At 44.5% G+C, this 20,396-nt stretch carries 17 protein-coding genes; 6 read left to right on the top strand and 11 right to left on the bottom strand.

Annotated features, from left to right (window positions below; genetic code table 11):
- Positions 1–3 precede the first annotated feature (3 nt).
- Genes CIK99_RS09960 through CIK99_RS09950 form a run of 3 tightly spaced genes read left to right on the top strand, consistent with a single transcriptional unit; the run spans position 4 to position 4,858 of the window.
- Positions 4–1,167: a glycosyltransferase family 2 protein gene (locus CIK99_RS09960; RefSeq protein ID WP_094381368.1), complete on the top strand. Its 1,164-nt coding sequence runs from the start codon at positions 4–6 to the stop codon at positions 1,165–1,167.
- A gap of 17 nt (positions 1,168–1,184) precedes the next feature.
- Positions 1,185–3,629, top strand: coding sequence for a prolyl oligopeptidase family serine peptidase (locus CIK99_RS09955; protein WP_094381436.1), 2,445 nt, complete (start codon positions 1,185–1,187; stop codon positions 3,627–3,629).
- A 53-nt stretch (positions 3,630–3,682) separates the two neighbouring features.
- Positions 3,683–4,858, top strand: coding sequence for a sialate O-acetylesterase (locus CIK99_RS09950; RefSeq protein WP_158215962.1), 1,176 nt, complete (start codon positions 3,683–3,685; stop codon positions 4,856–4,858).
- An 829-nt stretch (positions 4,859–5,687) separates the two neighbouring features.
- On the opposite strand, the gene CIK99_RS09945 is transcribed toward CIK99_RS09950, so the two are convergent.
- The 4 genes from CIK99_RS09945 to CIK99_RS09930 form a co-directional block, all read right to left on the bottom strand.
- Entirely contained in the window at positions 5,688–5,897 is a 210-nt protein-coding gene (locus CIK99_RS09945) for a hypothetical protein (RefSeq protein ID WP_144007961.1), read from the bottom strand.
- 218 nt (positions 5,898–6,115) lie between these two features.
- Complete coding sequence (locus tag CIK99_RS09940) at positions 6,116–8,317, bottom strand: sodium-translocating pyrophosphatase (RefSeq protein ID WP_094381365.1); 2,202 nt, start codon at positions 8,315–8,317, stop codon at positions 6,116–6,118.
- A gap of 29 nt (positions 8,318–8,346) precedes the next feature.
- Positions 8,347–9,033, bottom strand: a complete 687-nt coding sequence (locus CIK99_RS09935; protein WP_094381364.1) for a SprT-like domain-containing protein — start codon at positions 9,031–9,033, stop codon at positions 8,347–8,349.
- 243 nt (positions 9,034–9,276) lie between these two features.
- Complete coding sequence (locus tag CIK99_RS09930) at positions 9,277–10,881, bottom strand: leucine-rich repeat protein (protein ID WP_094381363.1); 1,605 nt, start codon at positions 10,879–10,881, stop codon at positions 9,277–9,279.
- Between the two features lie 521 nt (positions 10,882–11,402).
- On the opposite strand from CIK99_RS09930, the gene CIK99_RS09925 reads away from it, so the two are divergent.
- Positions 11,403–12,857 (top strand): ATP-binding protein, encoded by a 1,455-nt coding sequence (locus CIK99_RS09925; RefSeq protein ID WP_094381362.1) that lies wholly within the window; start codon positions 11,403–11,405, stop codon positions 12,855–12,857.
- Positions 12,858–13,196: 339 nt separating this feature from the next.
- Here CIK99_RS09925 and CIK99_RS09920 read toward each other — a convergent pair whose 3' ends face one another.
- Positions 13,197–13,952, bottom strand: coding sequence for a DUF4143 domain-containing protein (locus tag CIK99_RS09920; RefSeq protein ID WP_094381361.1), 756 nt, complete (start codon positions 13,950–13,952; stop codon positions 13,197–13,199).
- A gap of 245 nt (positions 13,953–14,197) precedes the next feature.
- Here CIK99_RS09920 and CIK99_RS15780 point away from each other — a divergent pair, with 245 nt between their 5' ends.
- Both CIK99_RS15780 and CIK99_RS09915 read left to right on the top strand, forming a co-directional pair.
- The gene (locus tag CIK99_RS15780) at positions 14,198–14,476 is read left to right on the top strand and encodes a DUF4372 domain-containing protein (protein WP_371591014.1); all 279 of its coding nucleotides are present in this window, start codon (positions 14,198–14,200) and stop codon (positions 14,474–14,476) included.
- 15 nt (positions 14,477–14,491) lie between these two features.
- A complete protein-coding gene (locus CIK99_RS09915) occupies positions 14,492–15,388 on the top strand; it encodes an IS4 family transposase (RefSeq protein ID WP_371591023.1) in 897 nt (298 codons plus the stop codon).
- A gap of 238 nt (positions 15,389–15,626) precedes the next feature.
- On the opposite strand, the gene CIK99_RS09910 is transcribed toward CIK99_RS09915, so the two are convergent.
- The 6 genes from CIK99_RS09910 to CIK99_RS15415 all read right to left on the bottom strand — a co-directional run bounded on the left by CIK99_RS09910 (position 15,627) and on the right by CIK99_RS15415 (position 20,370).
- A complete protein-coding gene (locus CIK99_RS09910; RefSeq protein WP_094381360.1) occupies positions 15,627–16,961 on the bottom strand; it encodes a WG repeat-containing protein in 1,335 nt (444 codons plus the stop codon).
- A 219-nt stretch (positions 16,962–17,180) separates the two neighbouring features.
- The gene (locus CIK99_RS09905) at positions 17,181–17,612 is read right to left on the bottom strand and encodes an integrase core domain-containing protein (protein ID WP_094381359.1); all 432 of its coding nucleotides are present in this window, start codon (positions 17,610–17,612) and stop codon (positions 17,181–17,183) included.
- 65 nt (positions 17,613–17,677) lie between these two features.
- Positions 17,678–17,998: a transposase gene (locus CIK99_RS09900; protein WP_094381358.1), complete on the bottom strand. Its 321-nt coding sequence runs from the start codon at positions 17,996–17,998 to the stop codon at positions 17,678–17,680.
- A 103-nt stretch (positions 17,999–18,101) separates the two neighbouring features.
- Positions 18,102–19,679, bottom strand: coding sequence for an AAA family ATPase (locus CIK99_RS09895; RefSeq protein WP_094381357.1), 1,578 nt, complete (start codon positions 19,677–19,679; stop codon positions 18,102–18,104).
- A gap of 246 nt (positions 19,680–19,925) precedes the next feature.
- Positions 19,926–20,117, bottom strand: a complete 192-nt coding sequence (locus tag CIK99_RS09890; protein WP_094381356.1) for a hypothetical protein — start codon at positions 20,115–20,117, stop codon at positions 19,926–19,928.
- 76 nt (positions 20,118–20,193) lie between these two features.
- Entirely contained in the window at positions 20,194–20,370 is a 177-nt protein-coding gene (locus CIK99_RS15415; protein ID WP_158215959.1) for a hypothetical protein, read from the bottom strand.
- Positions 20,371–20,396 lie beyond the last annotated feature (26 nt).

Here is a 20,396-nt window from a genome sequence, read left to right as displayed (position 1 = left end):
CCTATGTTCTGGACATGTCTTCACTCCATCGACATCACGCTTTGGCTTCTGACAGCCTTCTCCGTGGCATACGTGGCATTTTTTGTCATCGTCAGTCTAATCGTGAGAACACGGCATAAGGTATCTCAATCCCAGGTGCGCGAGTCGTCGTTCCTTGTATTGTTTCCTGCATATAGTGAAGACAAGGTGATAGTACGTTCTGTAGAGAATTTCCTCCTGCAGTCATACTCGTCAGAAAGGTATCATGTAGCTGTGATATCTGATCATCAAAAACCAGTCACCAATCAGCTCCTGTCCCAACTGCCAATAAGCCTTTTACAACCGAGTTTCGACCATAGCTCCAAGGCAAAGGCACTGCAGTATGCCATTGCAAACATGGCTCGTGATTACGACTATGTAGTGATTCTCGATGCTGATAACATTGTGAACGCCGACTTTCTGAGGGCTGTAAACAACGAAATGTTCCGTGGGCATAAGGTATTGCAATGTCATCGTTGTGCCAAGAATTCAGATAGTTCCATATCCGTGCTCGATGGTGTCAGCGAAGAGATAAACAACACGATATTCCGTCGTGCACATAACGCAATAGGCCTATCCTCTGCACTCATAGGCTCAGGCATGTGTTTCGACTATCAGTGGTTTGCCTCTCATGTCAATAAGTTGTCAACAGCAGGCGAAGACCGTGAGTTAGAGGCTATGTTGCTACGCGAACGAGTCTTTATCAGCTATGCTGACGATATCTTGGTTTATGACGAGAAGGTAAGTAGCGAAGATAATTTCCAGCGTCAGCGTCAACGTTGGATGTCGGCTCAGATACGCAGCCTAATCGACATGCTTCCACACCTGCCCAAAGCCATGTTTTCACTAAATGTAAACTATGTTGACAAGACCATCCAACAGATGCTCATACCTCGTTCGATGCTCCTTGTGGGCACACTGTTCTTTTCCGTGCTCACCACACTTTATGCACCCTGGTGGAGTCTTAAGTGGTGGCTTTTATTTGCCATGATATGTCTCTCCCTGTTTATGGCTATTCCACAAACGATGCGCACTCGTGCGCTTTTCGGAAAGGTAAGCGTTCTTGGTAGGCTCACATGGAAGATGCTGAAAGGAGTACGCCATATAGATCATAAGAATAAGGATTTTCTTCATACTACACACGAATGACAAAAAACGTCTCTACTATGAAAAAAAACGTATTTTTTGCCATGTTGTTGGCTTCGCAGTTGGCTTCTTCCGGAAATCTTCCCGTCAAGCATTTCCGTTATGCAGGTCCGTTCCCTATCCTTCGTCCTGTGATGATAGACAGTATCGATGTCAACAAGAAGGCATTTGACAACAACATCCTGCTCGATGCTACCATCAATCTCATGGAAGCCGAAAACGGCATGGAACTTACAGGCGACTATGCCCCGTCAGCTGATTCTGGCTGCGCACTCCATCTTCTTCAGTTTCAGCTGACAAACACTGGCTATGTAAAGGCAAAAATCAATATCGGCAAGATGAAATTCTACCAGTTATATGTAGATGGCAAGAGGAGCGACCCCAATGTCACACTCCTGCCTGCAACCCATAGCATAGTGATTAAATATCTCACCGATAGCGCTGCAAAAGACACCTTAGACGTAAGCATAGACACAGAAAAGGAAAACCTCATACAGTTGACTACAGGCGGTAAACGTAGTTATACGATGACAGATGTGCTCAACGGGAAACACTTCCGTGGCACTTCTTTGTCGGCGAGTGGACGTTATCTCATTGTATCTTCCAATGACGTGATTGATGCCAAAACCAATGTGTGGAGTTGGACATTAAAGGACCTTAAGACAGGCAATACGCTGTTTTCTACCCCCAATAACATCAATTGGATGACAAATTCAGACAGCTATTGGTTCACTCGTCAGTCATCTCAAGGCAGGCAACTCGTTTCTGTCGATGTGCAGACAGGAAAGGAGACCATAATAGCTTCAGACATTCCTTCTGACGGTTTCAGAATGTCACCAACTGCAGATTTCCTCATCTTTTCAAAGACTGTCGAAGGTCCAAAGGATGATAGTGACGTTCATCAGTTTATCCATCCAGACGACCGTCAACCTGGTTGGCGAAACCGTACCGTCCTGCAGAAGTATGACATAAAGAGCGGATTACTACAACCCTTGACTTTTGGGTGTCACTCCACTCATCTTCTCGACATCTCTCGCGACGGACGTTACATATTATATATGGTGGCTTCGCCCCGCCTGACAAAGCGCCCCACCACCCTATTCTCTGTCTATCGTATGGACCTTCAGACCATGACAACAGAGGAAATCATATCAAGAGACGGTTTTATCAGTAGCGCTTTGTTCTCGCCAGATGCAAAGTCCATTGTAGTCATGGGATCTCCTGAGGCATTCGACGGCATTGGCAAAGACCTACCCGAAGGAGTCATTCCAAGCATGGTTGACAATCAGTTGTATAGAGTTGATTGTCAAAGTCGTACAGTGACACCACTCACAAAACGCTTTAATCCAAGTATAGAGAATGTAATATGGAATGAATACGATAATAAGATCTATTTTACCGCCCTTGACCGTGACTATAAGCGTCTTTACCGTATGGACGCCTTTACGGGGAAGACTGAGATCTTGACTACTGGTGAGGATATGGTCAACGGATTCTCATTAGCCGACAAGGCTCCTAAGATGGCATATTTCGGACAAGGAGCGTCAAACACCGATCGTCTGTATAGCATGGACTTGAAGAGTCGCAAGTCGTCACTTCTTGAAGACTGTCATCGGGAGCGTTTCCATAACGTGGCATTTGGAGAATGTCGTAATTGGGATTTTATTAACTCGCGTGGCGACACGATATGCGGCCGCTATTATCTCCCGCCCCATTTTGACAAGACAAGGAAATACCCGATGATAGTCAATTACTATGGTGGCTGTTCTCCCACGAGTAGAAATTTTGAAAGTCGCTATCCGCATCATCTGTATGCGGCAATGGGTTATGTGGTCTATGTGCTTCAACCAAGTGGTGCGACAGGCTTTGGCCAGGAATTTTCTTCGCGTCATGTAAACACGGCAGGCGAAGGGCCAGCCCAGGACATTATCGAGGGAACACGCCGTTTTTGTGAGCAGCACGACTTTGTCAATTCCAAGAAGATTGGATGTATAGGTGCAAGCTATGGCGGTTTTATGTCACAGTATCTGCAGACAAAGACCGATATCTTTGCAGCAGCCATTTCTCATGCAGGCATCAGCGACCATACCAGTTATTGGGGTGAAGGATTCTGGGGCTATTCATATAGCGAGGTATCGATGGCTAACAGTTATCCATGGACACGTCATGACCTTTATATCGACCGCAGTCCACTGTTCAATGTTGAGAAGATACACACACCACTATTGTTCTTGCATGGAGTTGAAGACAATAATGTGCCCGTCGGCGAGAGCATCCAGATGTACAATGCTCTTCGTCTGCTTGGCCGTCCCACCGCTTTTGTCGTCGTTGAAGGTGAAGACCACCATATTCTCACATACGACAAGCGCGTGAAGTGGCAGAACACCATCTTCGCTTGGTTTGCCAAGTGGCTTCAGGACGATGCGTCGTGGTGGAACTCTATGTATGACAAGATGCCGGAATGAATCCTTTGTTTAGAACCATATCCGTCATGTTGCTTTGCTCAACTCTCTTGAGCATGATGTCTTGTAGGGAAGAGCCCAAGGCAAAGGTAGTGGTGTGTGTGCCTGTATATGGGCAAAGCTTAGCCTTGGGCGAAGAAGCAGCAATCATCACAGACATCGACAATCTTACTGAGAAATACAACGGCAGATTAGTTGGAGAATCACTGGATGATGGTTTTGGCTATTACGAGAATACGGGATGGAAACAGTATGTGAAACGCTGTCTTCGTCTCGATAGTCGAAGATATGAAAACTCTTGTTTTGCCATGGGAGAGGCTCTTGCATCAAAACTCGGCAGCGATACTATGGTCTGCGTGTTTGCCGGGGGAAGAGGTGCCACTCCCATTGAGCAACTTGTCAAGGGTGGCGAACCATACAAGTCGTTGCTTGACAACATCGGCAAGTCGTATGAAAAGGCATGTGAGAAGGGACTTGAGTTTTATGTGCCGGCCATCTGCTGGATGCAAGGCGAGAGCGACATGTATGACTATACATGGGTGAATTACAAGGCTCTTCTCAAGCAGTTTGCTGATGACGTCAATCGTGACATCAAGTTGTTGACACACCAACATGATGATGTGAAAATTATCTGCTACCAGTCGTGCTGCCTGGCAAAATGCCTGAAGTTCAGAGCTACTGATTATGATTGCTATGAAGCGACAATACCCCAAGCACAGTTGGAACTCATTATTGGCGACTCGCTGTTCGAGGCAGGAACACCTATTTACTTCCTTGACTTTGTTAACCATAAGCTGCATCTTGCCGGCAAGGGCCAACAGACAGTTGGCAGGTATAATGCCATGTCTGCATTAGACATCATTCGCCATACGACATCACGCAGTGGACTATATCCGTCAAGCGTGTCAGCTCACGACGACAAGGCGTATGTCACATTCCGTACTGGCAGCGGACATCTCGCATTCGATACCATACAAGTAAAAATGGCCCCAAACTACGGGTTCTCCGTCATCACCCCCGATGGCAGAGATATAGCTACATCGGTCAGCCTTCGAGATAGCATTGTCGAGATTTCTGCCTCGGAGAGTGTTAAGGGTTGTAAGGTGCGTTATGCAGTAAATGGCGACAAAGGCAAGTCGGGAAGGTTCTACGGAGCTCGTGGCAACTTGTCGCTGAGAAAAGCCGGACATTTGCCCGAGTGGTGTTATATGTTTTCGGTTGTTGTTCCGTAATGTCATATTAAGGAAGTTAAAGAAGTTAAGGAAGAAGTTTCCTTGAGCAAAGCGAAAAAAAAGACGTTTGTTCGAGCTGAAATAACTCCCGAAAGGAAGAGAAAGTTGAGTTAATTATTCTAAAATATGTGATTAGTACTGGTGCAATAAATTTGCACGGTTAATAAAAATCCGTTTATCGTTTCAGGCAAGATTTCACCTGAATATTTCTATGACCGTATCTAGGAGAGCGAACAACTTATTACATCTGTCGATAACGGACGAAACTGAACGGCAAATACTCTGTATGCGTACATTTTTTCGACTTGTGGATTAATCGGTTATATGGTGAAAAGCCACTAAAGCAATTGTTTACAGACATATAGATTCAATGTATTCCCTTTCATTGTTGTAAAAACAACTAAGACACTGAAACGTTGAAACGTTGTGCATGAACGGAAGGTGGCTCCTTCTGACCAGTAAAGGGGCCTTCGCTTTCATAATGCAAAAACAATGGCTGTTGTTGAGATATAAGAACACCCTAATCGTTAGGTCATAAGAACACTCTGTTCTTATGGTACAAGGATACTCGATCCTTAGGTCATAAGGATACTCGATCCTTAGGTCATAAGGATACTCGATCCTTAGGTCATAAGGATACTCGATCCTTAGGTCATAAGGATACTCGATCCTTAGGTCATAAGGATACCCGATCGTTGTAATACAAGGATACCCGATCGTTAGGTCATAAGAACAACGAGATCTTATGGACTAAGGGTCGTCGATGGCTGCTGTTGGCGGTTTCTGTTGATGGTGGCAGCGTCAAGTTAGACCACTAAGTAGCATGGTTTTAAAGAGTAGGTCGCAAGCGACGGAGGACGCAGAGTTTTCGTACAGCCATGTAGGTCAGTCTTTCACTCCGCCATGTCCACAGCCACTTGAGTACTCCATTGATGTTCTCTGTAGTCTCGTCACCACCCACGACTTCTTCGTCCAGCATCATGTCATGAATCTTTTTGTAGGCGGGATGCCGCCTGACAGCTTTTCCACTTGTGAACATTAGAAAAAACTTGCATATATGGAAGAAATTTTGTAACTTTTCATACTTAATTATATAGAGAGAAATCATGAATTTATTTGTATAGGTTCTGTTCCAATCCTGAATAAAATTGTGTGTCTATTGAGGGCACTTACCCAAAAGGCGAATACTTCAACGTCGGGTCTTACTCCTTTATTGGGAGTCAGACCCGACGTTATAAGATCTGTTATATCACAAGATTATGAGAAGGCGACGACGAGTCCTGCCATCACAATGCTCACCATCGACATGAGTTTGATGAGGATATTGAGCGACGGACCACTCGTATCCTTAAATGGGTCGCCCACGGTGTCGCCAACTATCGTTGCCTTGTGACACTCCGAGCCCTTACCGCCGAAGTTGCCCTCCTCTACCATCTTCTTTGCATTGTCCCACGCTCCGCCGGCATTAGCCATGAATACGGCGAGAGTGAAGCCGGCAGTCAGTCCGCCGACAAGCAAGCCCATCACGCCAGCCACACCAAGCAGCATGCCTACAACTATAGGAATGGCAATGGCCAAAAGACTTGGGAATATCATCTCCTTCTGGGCAGAACGGGTGCTAATCTCCACGCACCTGCCGTAGTCGGGTGTTCCCTTGCCCTCGAGTATGCCCTTTATCTCGCGGAACTGTCGGCGCACCTCTTCCACCATCGACTGGGCCGCACGTCCTACGGCACCCATCGTGAGTCCGCAGAAGAGGAATGCAGCCATACCTCCAATGAATGCACCCACGAGCACCTTCGGATTCATCAGGTTCACTTGGAAGTAATTCATATAGTCGAGCATGTTGGCTGTGGCGGGATTAAACACATTGCCGGCAGCATCAACAAACGACTGTCCTTCCTCCACGGCACGCACCATGGCAATCTTTATCTCCTCCACATAAGAGGCGAGAAGGGCTAGGGCAGTGAGTGCGGCGCTACCAATGGCAAAGCCCTTGCCAGTGGCGGCTGTAGTATTGCCAAGAGCGTCAAGGGCGTCGGTGCGATGGCGTACCTCCTCGCCCAACTCACTCATCTCGGCATTGCCTCCGGCATTGTCGGCGATAGGTCCATAGGCGTCGGTGGCAAGAGTGATGCCGAGAGTAGAAAGCATGCCTACGGCTGCTATTCCTATGCCATAGAGTCCCATGGATATGCTTGCGGCATTCATCGAGAGGTCGAAGCCATTGGCAAAGAGATAGCTCAGCATGATGGCTGCCGAGATGGTCACCACGGGAATCATTGTGGAGATCATTCCCGTACCTATTCCCTGTATGATAACCGTGGCAGGACCAGTCTTCGAGGCCTCAGATATTTTCTGTGTAGGCCTATAGCTGTGACTGGTGTAATACTCTGTTGCCTGTCCTATCACCACTCCAGCCACAAGTCCGCTCACCACCGAGAACGACACGCCGAGCCAGTTCTCTATCTGCAGCAAATACAGGATGACGAATGTGGCGATGGCAATAAGACATGCCGAGACGTTGGTGCCCAGTCCGAGCGAACGCAGCAGGTCGCGCATGGTGGCGTCCTCCTTGGTACGAACGGTGAAGATGCCAATGAGCGAGAGGAATATGCCCACCGATGCTATGATCATTGGAGCCACCACAGCCTTGAGCTGCATGTCGATATTCATGGCAAACGCCGTTGCGCCGAGGGCTGCAGTGGAGAGTATGCTTCCACAATAGCTCTCATACAGGTCGGCACCCATGCCTGCCACGTCGCCCACATTGTCGCCCACGTTGTCGGCTATCGTGGCCGGATTGCGTGGGTCGTCCTCAGGTATGTTTGCCTCAACCTTTCCCACAAGGTCAGCTCCCACATCGGCAGCCTTTGTGTATATACCGCCGCCTACGCGGGCAAAGAGAGCCTGAGTGGATGCTCCCATGCCGAACGTGAGCATCGTAGTGGTGATGGTGACGAGAGCCATGCTCGAACCCTGGTAGAAGTAGCTGAGTACCAGAAACCAGATGGCTATGTCGAGAAGTCCGAGACCCACTACCACCAGACCCATCACTGCACCCGAACGGAAAGCCACCTTTAGTCCGCTATTAAGGCACTTGCGTGCTGCGTTGGCTGTGCGTGCAGAGGCATAGGTGGCGGTCTTCATGCCAAAGAATCCTGCGAGGCCAGAGAAAAGACCTCCGGTGAGGAAGGCAAACGGCACCCATGGGTTCTGTACCTTCAGCACATAGGCCATGAATGCAAACACTACTGCCAGTACAATAAAGACTATGGTCACCACCTTATACTGCTGTCGCAGATAAGCCATGGCACCTTTTCTTACATACTCCGCAATCTCTATCATTCGCGGAGTGCCCTCGTCCTCCTTCCTCATCTGGCGGAAGAAGTACCATGCCATTGCCAATGCCACTACCGAGGCTATTGGCACGAGCCAAAATACTACAGGAATTTTCATAGACTAATTGATTTTTTATTTTGTTAGCTTCATTTTGTTCTTATTATTCTCTTTCCGTCGCACTGCAGCTTTTCGGCATCCGCCAGATGGCTCATTGCCGTTTCCCGTTCAACGAAGGTGGCGGTGAGTGCTCCAGAGTTAGGATAGCGGTTGAAGAAAATGTCGTTGCTCATATACAGCCTTATCGCGGCAACTTCACTTACTGCGCCCACCTTATTATAGTAATTGAGTATTCGTTGCACTATCCGTGGCAGAACCTTTATTCCAGTCTTCCCATTTTTGAAGTCGATCACCGCCACCACATGCCAGCGTTGCCGTGTGTCGTGCGCCTCCTCTTTTTGTTGCTTTGTTATCTTGTGGGAAATGGTCAGACTCCTGCCGTATCTCTCGTTGATGGAGTTCATCATCTGCCGAAACAGCTGGCCGTGGGCAGAGGTGTCCTTCAGGTTGTTGACACCTATGTAATAATGTATCATCTCGTGGATTATCGTATCTTCTATCTCCCGTTCAGTCAAGTCGAAGCGGGTGCTTATTCGCATGCGGAAGTCATAGAGCTTCACCTTCCCGAAAACTGTCAAACGCTTTTTGAACGCACACTGTCCGAGGAAGGTCTTGGCATTGCTTAGCTCAATGGGAAGTTTGGGGAGTTTCCCGGCAAACATCTGTCGGTTAAACTCCTCAAATTTCTTTTCTATGTATTCAACTGTTGCTTTCATCTGTTACGAAATACTCGGCTGCAAATATACGAACTTTCTCTTAATCTTCCAAACATTTTGCATATTATTTACTTATTTGATTTCATTATCAAAACACCAAATTATTCAGAAATCCCCCAAAAATCAAAGCACACATCCGCCATTTGTTTAAACCATAGAGATTAAGAGTTTAAGAGATTTACGGATGTTGTTTTGAGTTTAATGCCAAGGCATTTAGAGTTCATAGAGAGCTTTATTGTGATGCTACATCTCGACGATGTTCATTTCCTTCCATACGTAAGCCTCACGATAGAGCTCGGCACTGCCCTTGGGCACGTGGACGGTGACTTTCATTTCAGGACTGAATATCTTGCTTACGTTTTGCGGCTGAGGCGAGTGGTTGTAGATGTCGGTGAGCGAAGTGCAGTCGTAGAAGGCGAGCACTCCTATCTCATGCACTTTTGCCGGCAGGGTGATGCTCTTCAGCGCGCTACATTTCCAGAAGACGCCACGTTCTATGGAACTCAACGTCTCGGGCAGTCTCACTGTCTCAAGATGCTCGTTGCCAGCAAAGGCGTCGCACCCTATCGACGTCACTCCTTCGGGCACTACCACTTCCTTCATCTTTGCAAAACAGAATGCCCCTTGAGGTATCTCCTTGATGCCGGCTGGCAGACGCAGGCTCGACAACTTTTGGCAATGCCAGAATGCCTGAGGACCAATAGTCTTCACACGGTCGGGGATATCTACAAACTCCAACTGATGACATCTGATAAAGGCGTTCTTGCCTATCAGCTCAAGACTTTGCGGCAGACTCAGCGTTTCGAGTTTATTGTTCTGAAAAGCGCTGTCGGCAATGGCCACCACGGTATATGTCTTGTTGTTGTGGAACACGTTTGAACGGATGTAAATGTGGCGGAAAAACTGCGTTGAGTCGCTGCCGATGATGCGGCATGTGGCGGAGTCTTCAGACACCACCTGATAGACTATGCTATTCTCGTCAACAAATTCTGCGGGTTTGTCGTTTAGTTTGCTTAAAGACAACAAGCCAACGAGGACGACGAGTATCGACGAGGCTGCGATGGCTGCACGGCGCCAAAAGGAGAGACGGCGAGTGATGTTGTTGAGATAATCCAGCACTTTTTCCACCGAGCCCCAACGTTCTGACTTCCTTAGTCTTACGCATAGCTCACACACATGGAGGATATCCTTTGGCAGACGATAGGTGCTGTCGTGTTGTTGCAGTTGCAACTCAATATACAGCAGGATCTTTCCTACGGAATAGATGTCGGTACGAGCGTCTATGTCGTATGTGCCGTCGAGCATCTCTGGTGCGGCAAAGTCCTTGGTCGTCCCTATCTGGTTTGGCCAAGTGTCGGCATAACAAAAGCCGAGGTCGATGATACAGACGTCTTTGTTGACGTGAGTCATCATGATGTTTGAAGGCTTGAGATCGAGATGAATGGCCTTATGCTGATGAATGGCCAGCAAGCCTTCGAGCAGCTGCCTGAGGAAGCGGCGGAGGTTTGCCTTGTCGGCGAAATAGCTTGGATGTGTGACGAGAAACCGGTCTAGAGTGTCGCCATCCACAAAGTCCATCGTCAGGCTGACTTCCTCTGCATCAGTGTAGCAGTCGAGGTATCGCACCACGAAGGGAGTCGTGGCAGACACCTCGCGCCCTATGTAGTATTCTTTTTCCAGTGCGTTGCGCATCTGCTTGTCAGATAGATATTCGCGACGAAGGGTTTTGACCATCATCACCTTGCCGTGTTCAACTTTTTTGTAAAGTTGGTAATAGGTGGTGTTGATGGTCCAAGAACGGTCTTCGGGATTTCCGGATGAAATGAATTCCGAGCTATCTTGTTGCATAATAATCTTCTCTTTCTTGGCTTAGAATATTGCTATTCTGCAAATATAGTAATTATCTTTCATAATTTCAACAAATAGCTGCACGAATGTATGACAATTAACATTCTTTTTCAATTCCAAACGTTTTCTACAAGTATTGAGCAGTAACCATGATATTTTTGTTTTAATTCTGCTCATTCCCACTTTTTAGATGATACCTTCATGTGGAAACGATTTTACATACCGACTTGTGTGACTTAGACTAGAAAAAGTTGTCACTTCTTTTGCCTCCTAAAGTGACAACTTTTTCTAGTCTAAGTCAACCTGAGTATATGAAGTATTGTGATTCATATCTGTCTTCCATTCAAGGCCGCCTGACAATAGACGATCTTTTCAAATAACAGTTTTTTGGTTCCATCGCCAATCCCATTTATGCCACCTTTTTGTACTAAATCGCATGAAAAAAGTGAGATTTAGTACAAAAAGCTTGCATATTTCGGCTTTTCTTCCTATATTTGCACAGAATTTAAGAATGAGCGATTATGGCAACAAACAAGAAGCAACAAAAGATTATAGGCCGAGAAATGGAAATGGCAGAGCTTAGGCGATGCATGGAGTCCGACAGGTCGGAGTTTGTCATAGTGTATGGCAGACGCCGAGTGGGAAAGACATTCTTGGTAGATAGATTTTTTGATGGAGAATACGATTTTTCCTTTGTCGGAAGAAACAATCAGGCAATGGCAAAACAATTGCGTGCCTTTGCCAAATCTCTGAAAAAGCATGCCGCAATGCCCAAGCAACCTGTCTTTGGCGACTGGTTTGACGCCTTCGATGCCTTGGAGACATATCTTGAGTCGCTTGACGAAGACAGGAAAAAAGTTGTCTTCATAGATGAGATGCCATGGATTGACACCCCACAGTCGGAATTTGTAGAGGCATTAGAGGGATTTTGGAATGCATGGGGAGCCCGTCGCAACGATATTGTGCTTGTGGCAAGCGGTTCGGCTTCATCATGGATGATGGACAAACTGGTGAAAAATCCAGGTGGACTTCATGCCCGTATAACAAATAACATATATGTTCGACCATTCACTCTACGGGAAACCGAAGAATATTTGGAAAGCCGAGGATTCAGCTGGAGCAAATACCAGATTTTGCAGCTGTATATGTCAATGGGCGGCATTCCTTTTTATCTTAGTCTGTTAGACCCCAGCAAGACTCTAATCAACAACATCAACCATCTGTTCTTCCGCAAGAACAGCGAGCTGAAAATAGAGTTTGACGAACTTTACACAGCAATTTTCACCAACTCAGGAAAATACCTTGATATAGTAAAACTGTTGAACAATCACAAGGAAGGGATGACATATTCAGAAGTACAGAAATCCACAGGCATCACTGGCTCCCGCCTCACCACAATATTGAATAATCTCGAAAGATGTGATTTCGTTCTGTCCTACTCCCAATTTGGCAATAAGTCGAAGGGCACCATCTATCGTCTCGTTGACTTCTACACCTTGTTTTACTTGAAATTCATCGAGTCCTCAGATACCAAAGACGAGGAATGGTGGCTTCACAACTACAATTCCCGTTCTGTGGCATCATGGCAGGGAACAACCTTTGAGTTAGTGTGCCTTACCCATCTTCCCCAAATTCGTCGCAAGTTAGGCATCGACGGCATATCCACAAGTGCCTCATCATGGAGATACGTCCCTCGTCCACAATCCTCCGATGGCGAAGAAGGAGCCCAGATAGACCTTGTAATAGACAGGGGCGACCAAGTAATCAATTTGTGTGAAATGAAATTCAGTACCGAAGAATACATAATCACCAGCGAATATGAGAAAAAGGTGCGCCATCGCATTCAGATATTCAGAGAGAAGACCAAGACCCGCAAGTCATTGGTCTCCACCTTTGTCACCACGTTTGGAGTGGCAAACGGCATTCACAATGGCATCGTGGGCAATGAAGTGACAATGGAAGACCTGTTCAAGTAACAGTTATTTGGTTACGCCGCCAATCTCATTTATGCCACCTTTTTGTACTAAATCGCATGAAAAAAAGTGAGATTTAGTACAAAAAACTTGCATATGGAGAGAAGAAACAAAGAAAGTTCGTGGAAAAAATTGTAGATATTGCTTGGAAGTTCGTGGAAAAAATTGTAGATAATGCTTGAAAGTTCGTGGAAAAAATTGTGGATTTTACTTGGAAGTTCGTGGAAAAAAGTGTTACTTTGCAGCCGCGAATCGACAGGAATTCCTATCTATCCATCTAAAATACAGAGTTATGAGAAGAAAAATTATAGGACCGGGACAGGGGTCTATTCTGTTGTGAACCTACGCAATTGGGTTAGAAGTGAGAGTTTTGGAGATGATATTGGAGATGGCATATAGGGGACATATAGAGATTGGCTTGCCTATAGGACTAACGAACGAGCCAAAATTCTCTAATGAGCAACGTATGGCATAAGGAATGTCCTTCTGTGGTTTGGACAGCAATTCATAAAGGCTTTTCATTGAACCTTTTACTCCCGACTTTACCTCCACAGGAACCACATGACCGCTCTTTGCCACCACATAATCCACCTCGGCCGCATTACCCTTGTTTGTATCCTGCCAATAATATAAGTCATGCCGCTCATACGGTGACATATATTTCAGTATTTCCAATCCTGCCATCATCTCGGCAATGCTGCCCTTGTCAACAAGGTTAGGCACAGTATCTGTCAGAATAGCCTTGTCTATTTCTTGGGTATTGTCACTAATGCCAAGGAAATCCAACATCAGTGCATTGTCTATCATTATATATTTGACAAACTTGCTGTTTGTTTCAGCACCTAATGGAATGCCGTTTGATGCGGTATGAATGACAGGGATACTCAATCCGGCATCCCTGAGATAAGTAAGTGCCTTCTTCACTTGCTCCGTACGATAACTACCGTCAACCATACTGAACACGAACTTTGTCCCGCTTTGCCTTGCCACACTTATCAGGGTATGTCTCAGCAAGTCAGGATCCATTCTGCCTGCATATTTTGAAAAATCATCAATGAATGCGACACGCAAATCTGACAGAATGGTTCGGGCCTTCATATATGAATTAGTCTCTATGAATTTTGACCAATGATTCTATTTAAATATCTCATGATTATACCCTCTGTTATTTATTTTCTGCAAATATACAATAAATGTCTTATAATCAAACATGTTTAACAATATTTTGTCACTGCTGTCCCGTTAAGGTCAGAAGATTTTGAAATAATTAACTAATAGTCAACGTTTTACGAGCAATATTTTGTGTATTCGATTTGATTTTGTATTTTTGCACTCGTTAATAAATGACGTGTGCAATGAACAAAGGTAAAACCATATTCTCTCAGATAATGTCACTGATTCCAGAACGTGATTTCAAGGCATGTGTTGACCGCTATAAGGGAAACTATCGATCAAGGAACTTCTCTTGTAAAGATCAGTTCTTAGTCATGAGCTATGCCCAATTAACAGGCCGTGACAGTCTTCGGGATATAGAAAATTGCCTGTCTGCACTATCCAGTAAGCTATATCATTGCGGTATTAGTTATGCTGTACCTCGTAACACATTGGCTAAGGCAAACTAGAAACGAGACTGGCGTATCTATAAAGATTTTGCTGATATTCTATTAAAAAAAGTACGTCCACTTTATGCTCAGGACAACTTCCGATTAGACCTCGATAATATGGTGTATGCTTTTGATAGCAGTACCATTAGTCTATGTCTCAAATTATGTCCATGGGCTAAATTCCGCAAGAACAAGGGTGGTATAAAAATGCATACTCTTGTAGATTTGAGAGGCAATCTGCCAATCTCCGTATATTTGACTCCTGCATCAGTAAATGACATGAAGGCTCTTGATAATTTATATATAGAACCCGGAGCTATCTACCTGATGGACAAGGGATATGTGGATTTCAACAGACTTTTTAAATTAATAAATAAGAAGAACGCATTCTTTGTTACCAGGGCAAAAGACAACATGATTTTTGAGGTTATGTCGAATGCCCAAGTCGACAAAAGCACAGGCGTAATTTCTGATGAGCATATCAAACTCACAGGACAACGAACATCCAAATGGTATCCAGAAGAAATCAGAATGGTTACGTATGAAGATTATGCAACTAACAACATGTATAGGTTTCTCACAAACAACATGGAATATGAAGCTCTAACCATATCTGAATTATATAGAGAAAGATGGAATGTTGAGCTTTTCTTCAAATGTATCAAGCAGCATCTTCATATAAAATCATTCTATGGTACTTCCGAGAATGCCATATACATGCAAATTTGGATTGCCATATGCACATATCTGCTTTTGGCTTATGCAAAAAAGGTAATGCATATAGATCAATCATTACATACTATCTCAAAAAACGTCGGTTTATTCCTTACGGATAAGACCCCATTAAATGAATTGTTTAACAAAACTGTCCCAAAAGATAAGAGTGACGAAGAGCTATATCCGAGCCTTTTTGGCAACGATGATTTCTAAACGGGACAGCAGTGATATTTTGTAAAAAGCAGGTGATATAAGACATATTGTCGGGACAGGGGACAGGTCACTTTCCCGCAGGAAAAGACAAAAATATAACCTCAAAAGCGGTACACTGACCTGTCCCCTGTTCCGTGATTATTTTGACGAGCGCTATATTATTATTTTCTGTAGTCACATGCGGCGTTTTTACTTTCACAGTCGCATCCCTATTATTGTTTCGTTTTTGGGGGTGGTTTTACAAAACGATGTTGTTATTCTCACATGGGACTATGAGTTTCCCGTTAGTGTCAATCACGCCCCATTTTTCATTCCTATCCTTTACACTGGCACGTCCATTACGGAACCCCCGGATGTCTTCATAGGGAAGATTGAATGGTATGACGGTGTTATTGTTCAAATCTATAGCACCATATCTACCATCCTTCTTTGCAATCGTAATGCCATTTTCAAACGAATAAAGATGATCATATTCTACAGGAATCTGTTCCACTCCTTGCTCGTTGACAAAGCCATACAGGTAACCCTTTTGTTGGTCAAGCCGAACCATACATAATCCATTTTCATCGAAAGACCAGAATGAATCATATTTCTTGAAACCAATAATATCTTTCTGACTAGGCAACTCTATTATTCCCCATTTGTCATGTCGGTCTTTAAGCGCTAACCAATCATTATGACCTACAGATTGTACACATTCAGGAACGAGCTCTTGATGATTATTCTTCCAACAATCTCTTATTAAGCATGCAATATCATATTTGAAAAGGACTTTGATGCTTAACCATTGGTCTATTTCCAAGTGATAATCTCGTAAATCCCATCCACGAGCATATCCCGCACCTTGACTCAACACAAAGTCCTTGATAAAGTCCTGTTCTTGAGATTTGAGATTGTCGTATACTATGGATAACGCTATGCCATTGGCATAAGCCTCTTCAATGAATCTGTATACATAGTCGCTACTATACGAAAAATGGGGAGATGGATGAATTCCATAGAGTTCTACGTCCATCAATGCATGTCCTATCTCATGGAAAACGACAAAATCAAACAGGGTTGCAGCATTACTACCAATTTGTTTAATTCCTTTTTTTGTATGATCTTTGGCATAATCCATAATTTTGTCCATCCAGACAAATATTCTTCTTGGAATGAGATCATCATCATTTGTAAAGATATATACTCCAAGCAAATCGAGAATGCTGAGGCTTTGAGGTTGTCTCTCACGCGGGTCATCTTCCTTTTCGCTTTCCTTTGTATTGACCCATTCATCAATGTCGAATTCCGAATATTCCGTAGGTACATAGTACCGGTCTTCTGGCACCAGAATTGAACATTGCATTCCTGGTACAGCAACATATTCATTTGTCATAGACGTTTCTACGAGGAAAATTGGAATAGTATCTATTAAAGCCTCAACATCATGCAGGCATCCTCGCTTTGGGAACTTTCGCTGGAACGAATAGCTTGAATGTATAGTCATTTTAAACTGATCCTCATATTGGGAAATTATATCGTTCCCATAATACAACTGAGGATACTTGCCGCGCGTCAAATCAAATACTTTCATAAATAAATTCTTTTAAGATTATTTTTTTTTCAAGAAGTCTTTTCCGGAAATATATACTACTACCGCTTTTCAAACCAGCGATGTTAGTTTTTTAGGCAAAACTTACATGCATTCCGCAGGTAGAACAACAGGCAATGGGGAGCTAGTGTCCCTTTCCTTGGCTGCTGCAAAGGTAATCATTCTTTGCGGAACTGGCAAGTAATTTGCGTTTTTTTTTCATCATGCAGCGATTTTGGCATATTTCGTCATCGGGATCTGGTGCTCAATACCCTGATGAGGGCGCTTGGTGTTGTAGTATTCAATGTAGTTCTTGATGCCTTCACGCAGTTCCTTGACATTATCCGTGGGATTGATATATACATACTCGCGCATGATTGTTCGCCAGAACCGTTCTATCCAAACATTATCCAGACACCTGCGCCTTCCGTCCATGCTCATGCGTATTCCTTCGCAAGCCTTTTCCCTTGTTGGGCATGTGTACTGACTGCCTTGGTCGGAATTGATAATCTCTGGCTTTCCGTGAGACTCTATGGCCAGTTGTAGCACCTCTATGCTGTTTTCAGCGTCAAGGCTATTGTGTAGTCCCCACGCCATGATTGCGCGGCTGTACACGTCTATTATTGCTGTGAGGTACATAAAGCCATGAGCCATAGGTATGTAGCTGATGCCTAGTACCTCAAGCTGGCGATTGATACTGAGCTCGTTGGAAGGGGATACTAATCCTTTGCGGGTATCGGTATCCCCAATGCTTTGGATACCCGCTTTGCAAAATCCAGTTCCATCTCCAGTTCGCCTATCTTGCGATGGCAACTGTCACGCTCAGCCTCCAGTTTCTTCATCTCCTGCTGCTGTTCGGGGTCGCCGAAAGCGGCAGCAGCATTTGCCAGGAATTCCTTCTTCCAGCGGCTAAGCTGAGCCTGGGTGATTTCATACTTCTTGCCGATATCTACCAAGGTTGACTGCTCTCTGAGAGCTTCAATCACCACCTTTGCTTTGAACTCAGGGGTGAGTTTTCCACGAGTTGTTTGAGTATTCATTGCGAGTGCAAAGTTACTAAATTTATTTGACTTATGCACTGGTTCGAAAAAATGGGAGTATTATATTTTGATTAGGCTGACGTAAATGTTAACACCGAGGAGTCTATTTCTTGTATTCCTCTATCCTACATGTATGCTCCTTCGTTTCCTTGTCATAATTGATTCCCACAAGGAGGATGTCGCCTGTGTAATCGGCCAACTTCGAGGGATAGTTCTTTTGCTTAATTTGATTGATTGCGGTATCTGAGGAGTGGTTGTATTTAAGCTCTATGACAAGGGCTGGCTTTGAGACATTGCGCCGGGGAATCATTACAAGGTCGGCATAACCCTTGCCAGTTGCATATTCACGATGAATGACATAATCGTTCTTAGCCCATATATAAGCAATGGAAAGAACACAGGCAAGCGAGTTTTCGTCATTGTAGGCAAGAATACTCGTATTCTCGTCATGAGCCTTGTCTATGCCCTTAGCCACGGCTTGTTCATTGCATGAAAGGGTTGCGTCAAGAAGATTCTGTGAGGCGGTAAGCGCTTCCACCAGACGAGTCCACGAAGTATCTTCAACTGCGTTAAGAAATTGCTCGCCTACCTCCTTGTTCGGGATAAAGCATTTGCCGGTATCTCCGTCGTATGCCAAATAGCCGAGATGTATTAATACAGTCAGAACGTCATTTTTGCTGTTGACTATCCGCATGTCGTTCTGAAACTTTAGGGTGTTGACATAAACATGCTCTCCCGACAACATTCTGATGATGTCATCCTTCAGTCCGTCGAAATTCATTTGGATATAGGTCCTGACAGAATCATAGGCACCCGTGGTTGACCAATAGCTTTTGCATGCTCCACGTTGCAAGGCTTTCATCACGGAGTATGGGTTATAGATGGATTTTTCATTGCCGATTTTGTACCCGTCATACCACTGTTTTAGATCTTCGATTGAGGCATTATGACGCATTGCCAAAATGCCCACCTCCTCTTCGGTAAATCCATAACAAGAGGCGAGATAGGCGGGATCAATCATTGAATATTCATTGAAATTGTTCAACGCAGATTCTGTATTGTATCTCTTGATGGGCAATATGCCAGTGAGGTATGCTCCCGCAAAGACCGTGTCTGACCCGGACCCCTTGAACAGACGGCGAAGAAAATCAACATATGACGTTGTCACACTCTCGTCTTTGCCCATCTCGCGCAAGATAGCATCCCACTCGTCGATAATCATAAAGAAACGCTCGCCAGTGCTGGCACTGATACTGTATAACACATCCATCAAGTCGTCGTCATCCTCTACACTGATTTGGGAGAAAACATCCTGTATGTCTTTAATGACTCGGTCTTGAATTTTCTTAACGATAGCCTTGTCATTCCTGTATTTTGTGGTAAAGTCGGTCATGTCAATGCTAATAACATAGTACTTGTTAAGATATGCCTCAAACGACTTGTCCTTCTCTGCCGCCAATCCACTGAACAACTCTCTCGAATCGCACGACTTGTCATAATATGCGCACAACATCTTTGCCGCCATCGACTTGCCAAACCTTCGGCAGCGGGTAACACAGCTATAACGGTTCTCGGAGTTGAGCGTGCCGTTTATTAGTGGTATGAGCGACGACTTGTCAACATATTCATGTGACACGATGTCGCGGAATGCAATATTGCCTTTATTTATGTATCTACCCATAATTCAGTCATTTTTTCAAGAATTTCTGCAAAGATAGGCTATATTCTTCAAACCTCCAAACAATTATTTGAAAAATCAGCGAAAATGAAGAAAAGAGTCCTATTTCCGTTGATTTTTCAAATATCCCAGTGATTCGAGGGAATAAAACCTGGCAAACATCTGTCTTCCATTCAAGGCCGCCTGACAATAGACGATCTTCTCAAATAACAGTTATTTGGTTACGCCGCCAATCACATTATATTTTTATCACATTTTCCTTACTATCCAATAATCTATATGCGAAGCTTCCCTCGCCCATTTGCCGAGTTGCGCCTCCAGTCCGTCGGCTATGGCAGCCGTGCAGATGTTCTCGTAGTTGGTCACTATCTGGAATGTCTGTCCTTTTTTGATTTTACGTCCACAGCGGTCAGACTTGGCTGTGATGATAAATGCTGGCATAATATATTGTTGTTTAAGTGAATGCCTACGTCCTTTCAAGCGATTCGGCTATCTCTTTGTTCATTGTGATTCAGTCTCATTTTTCCTCTTCCTTTGTCGTACTCGCCATTCTTATTTGCATATATTCCATAGCCTCTTTGGCATCTGCCTGAAGAAAATATATCACGCTTACTATATCGTCCAACTGACCAACGGTTGGTTGTACACCAGTGCAGTATTTATCAATCAATTCTTTAAGTTCTAATGGCAACATATTTTTATATCACAAAATTCTTGTTT

The sequence above is a fragment of the Prevotella sp. P5-92 genome (assembly GCF_002251245.1).
Taxonomy (GTDB): Bacteria; Bacteroidota; Bacteroidia; order Bacteroidales; family Bacteroidaceae; genus Prevotella.
Note: the sequence above shows the minus strand (reverse complement) of the source record. Positions and strands in the feature narration are given on the sequence as shown.

Coding starts and splice junctions, on each gene's coding strand:
- CIK99_RS09960 (WP_094381368.1), top strand. CDS start 4: ATGTTCTGGACATGTCTTCACTCCATCGACATCACGCTTTGGCTTCTG.
- CIK99_RS09955 (WP_094381436.1), top strand. CDS start 1,185: ATGAAAAAAAACGTATTTTTTGCCATGTTGTTGGCTTCGCAGTTGGCT.
- CIK99_RS09950 (WP_158215962.1), top strand. CDS start 3,683: ATGATGTCTTGTAGGGAAGAGCCCAAGGCAAAGGTAGTGGTGTGTGTG.
- CIK99_RS09945 (WP_144007961.1), bottom strand. CDS start 5,897: ATGTTCACAAGTGGAAAAGCTGTCAGGCGGCATCCCGCCTACAAAAAG.
- CIK99_RS09940 (WP_094381365.1), bottom strand. CDS start 8,317: ATGAAAATTCCTGTAGTATTTTGGCTCGTGCCAATAGCCTCGGTAGTG.
- CIK99_RS09935 (WP_094381364.1), bottom strand. CDS start 9,033: ATGAAAGCAACAGTTGAATACATAGAAAAGAAATTTGAGGAGTTTAAC.
- CIK99_RS09930 (WP_094381363.1), bottom strand. CDS start 10,881: ATGCAACAAGATAGCTCGGAATTCATTTCATCCGGAAATCCCGAAGAC.
- CIK99_RS09925 (WP_094381362.1), top strand. CDS start 11,403: ATGGCAACAAACAAGAAGCAACAAAAGATTATAGGCCGAGAAATGGAA.
- CIK99_RS09920 (WP_094381361.1), bottom strand. CDS start 13,952: ATGAAGGCCCGAACCATTCTGTCAGATTTGCGTGTCGCATTCATTGAT.
- CIK99_RS15780 (WP_371591014.1), top strand. CDS start 14,198: ATGACGTGTGCAATGAACAAAGGTAAAACCATATTCTCTCAGATAATG.
- CIK99_RS09910 (WP_094381360.1), bottom strand. CDS start 16,961: ATGAAAGTATTTGATTTGACGCGCGGCAAGTATCCTCAGTTGTATTAT.
- CIK99_RS09905 (WP_094381359.1), bottom strand. CDS start 17,612: ATGGCTCATGGCTTTATGTACCTCACAGCAATAATAGACGTGTACAGC.
- CIK99_RS09900 (WP_094381358.1), bottom strand. CDS start 17,998: ATGAATACTCAAACAACTCGTGGAAAACTCACCCCTGAGTTCAAAGCA.
- CIK99_RS09895 (WP_094381357.1), bottom strand. CDS start 19,679: ATGGGTAGATACATAAATAAAGGCAATATTGCATTCCGCGACATCGTG.
- CIK99_RS09890 (WP_094381356.1), bottom strand. CDS start 20,117: ATGCCAGCATTTATCATCACAGCCAAGTCTGACCGCTGTGGACGTAAA.
- CIK99_RS15415 (WP_158215959.1), bottom strand. CDS start 20,370: ATGTTGCCATTAGAACTTAAAGAATTGATTGATAAATACTGCACTGGT.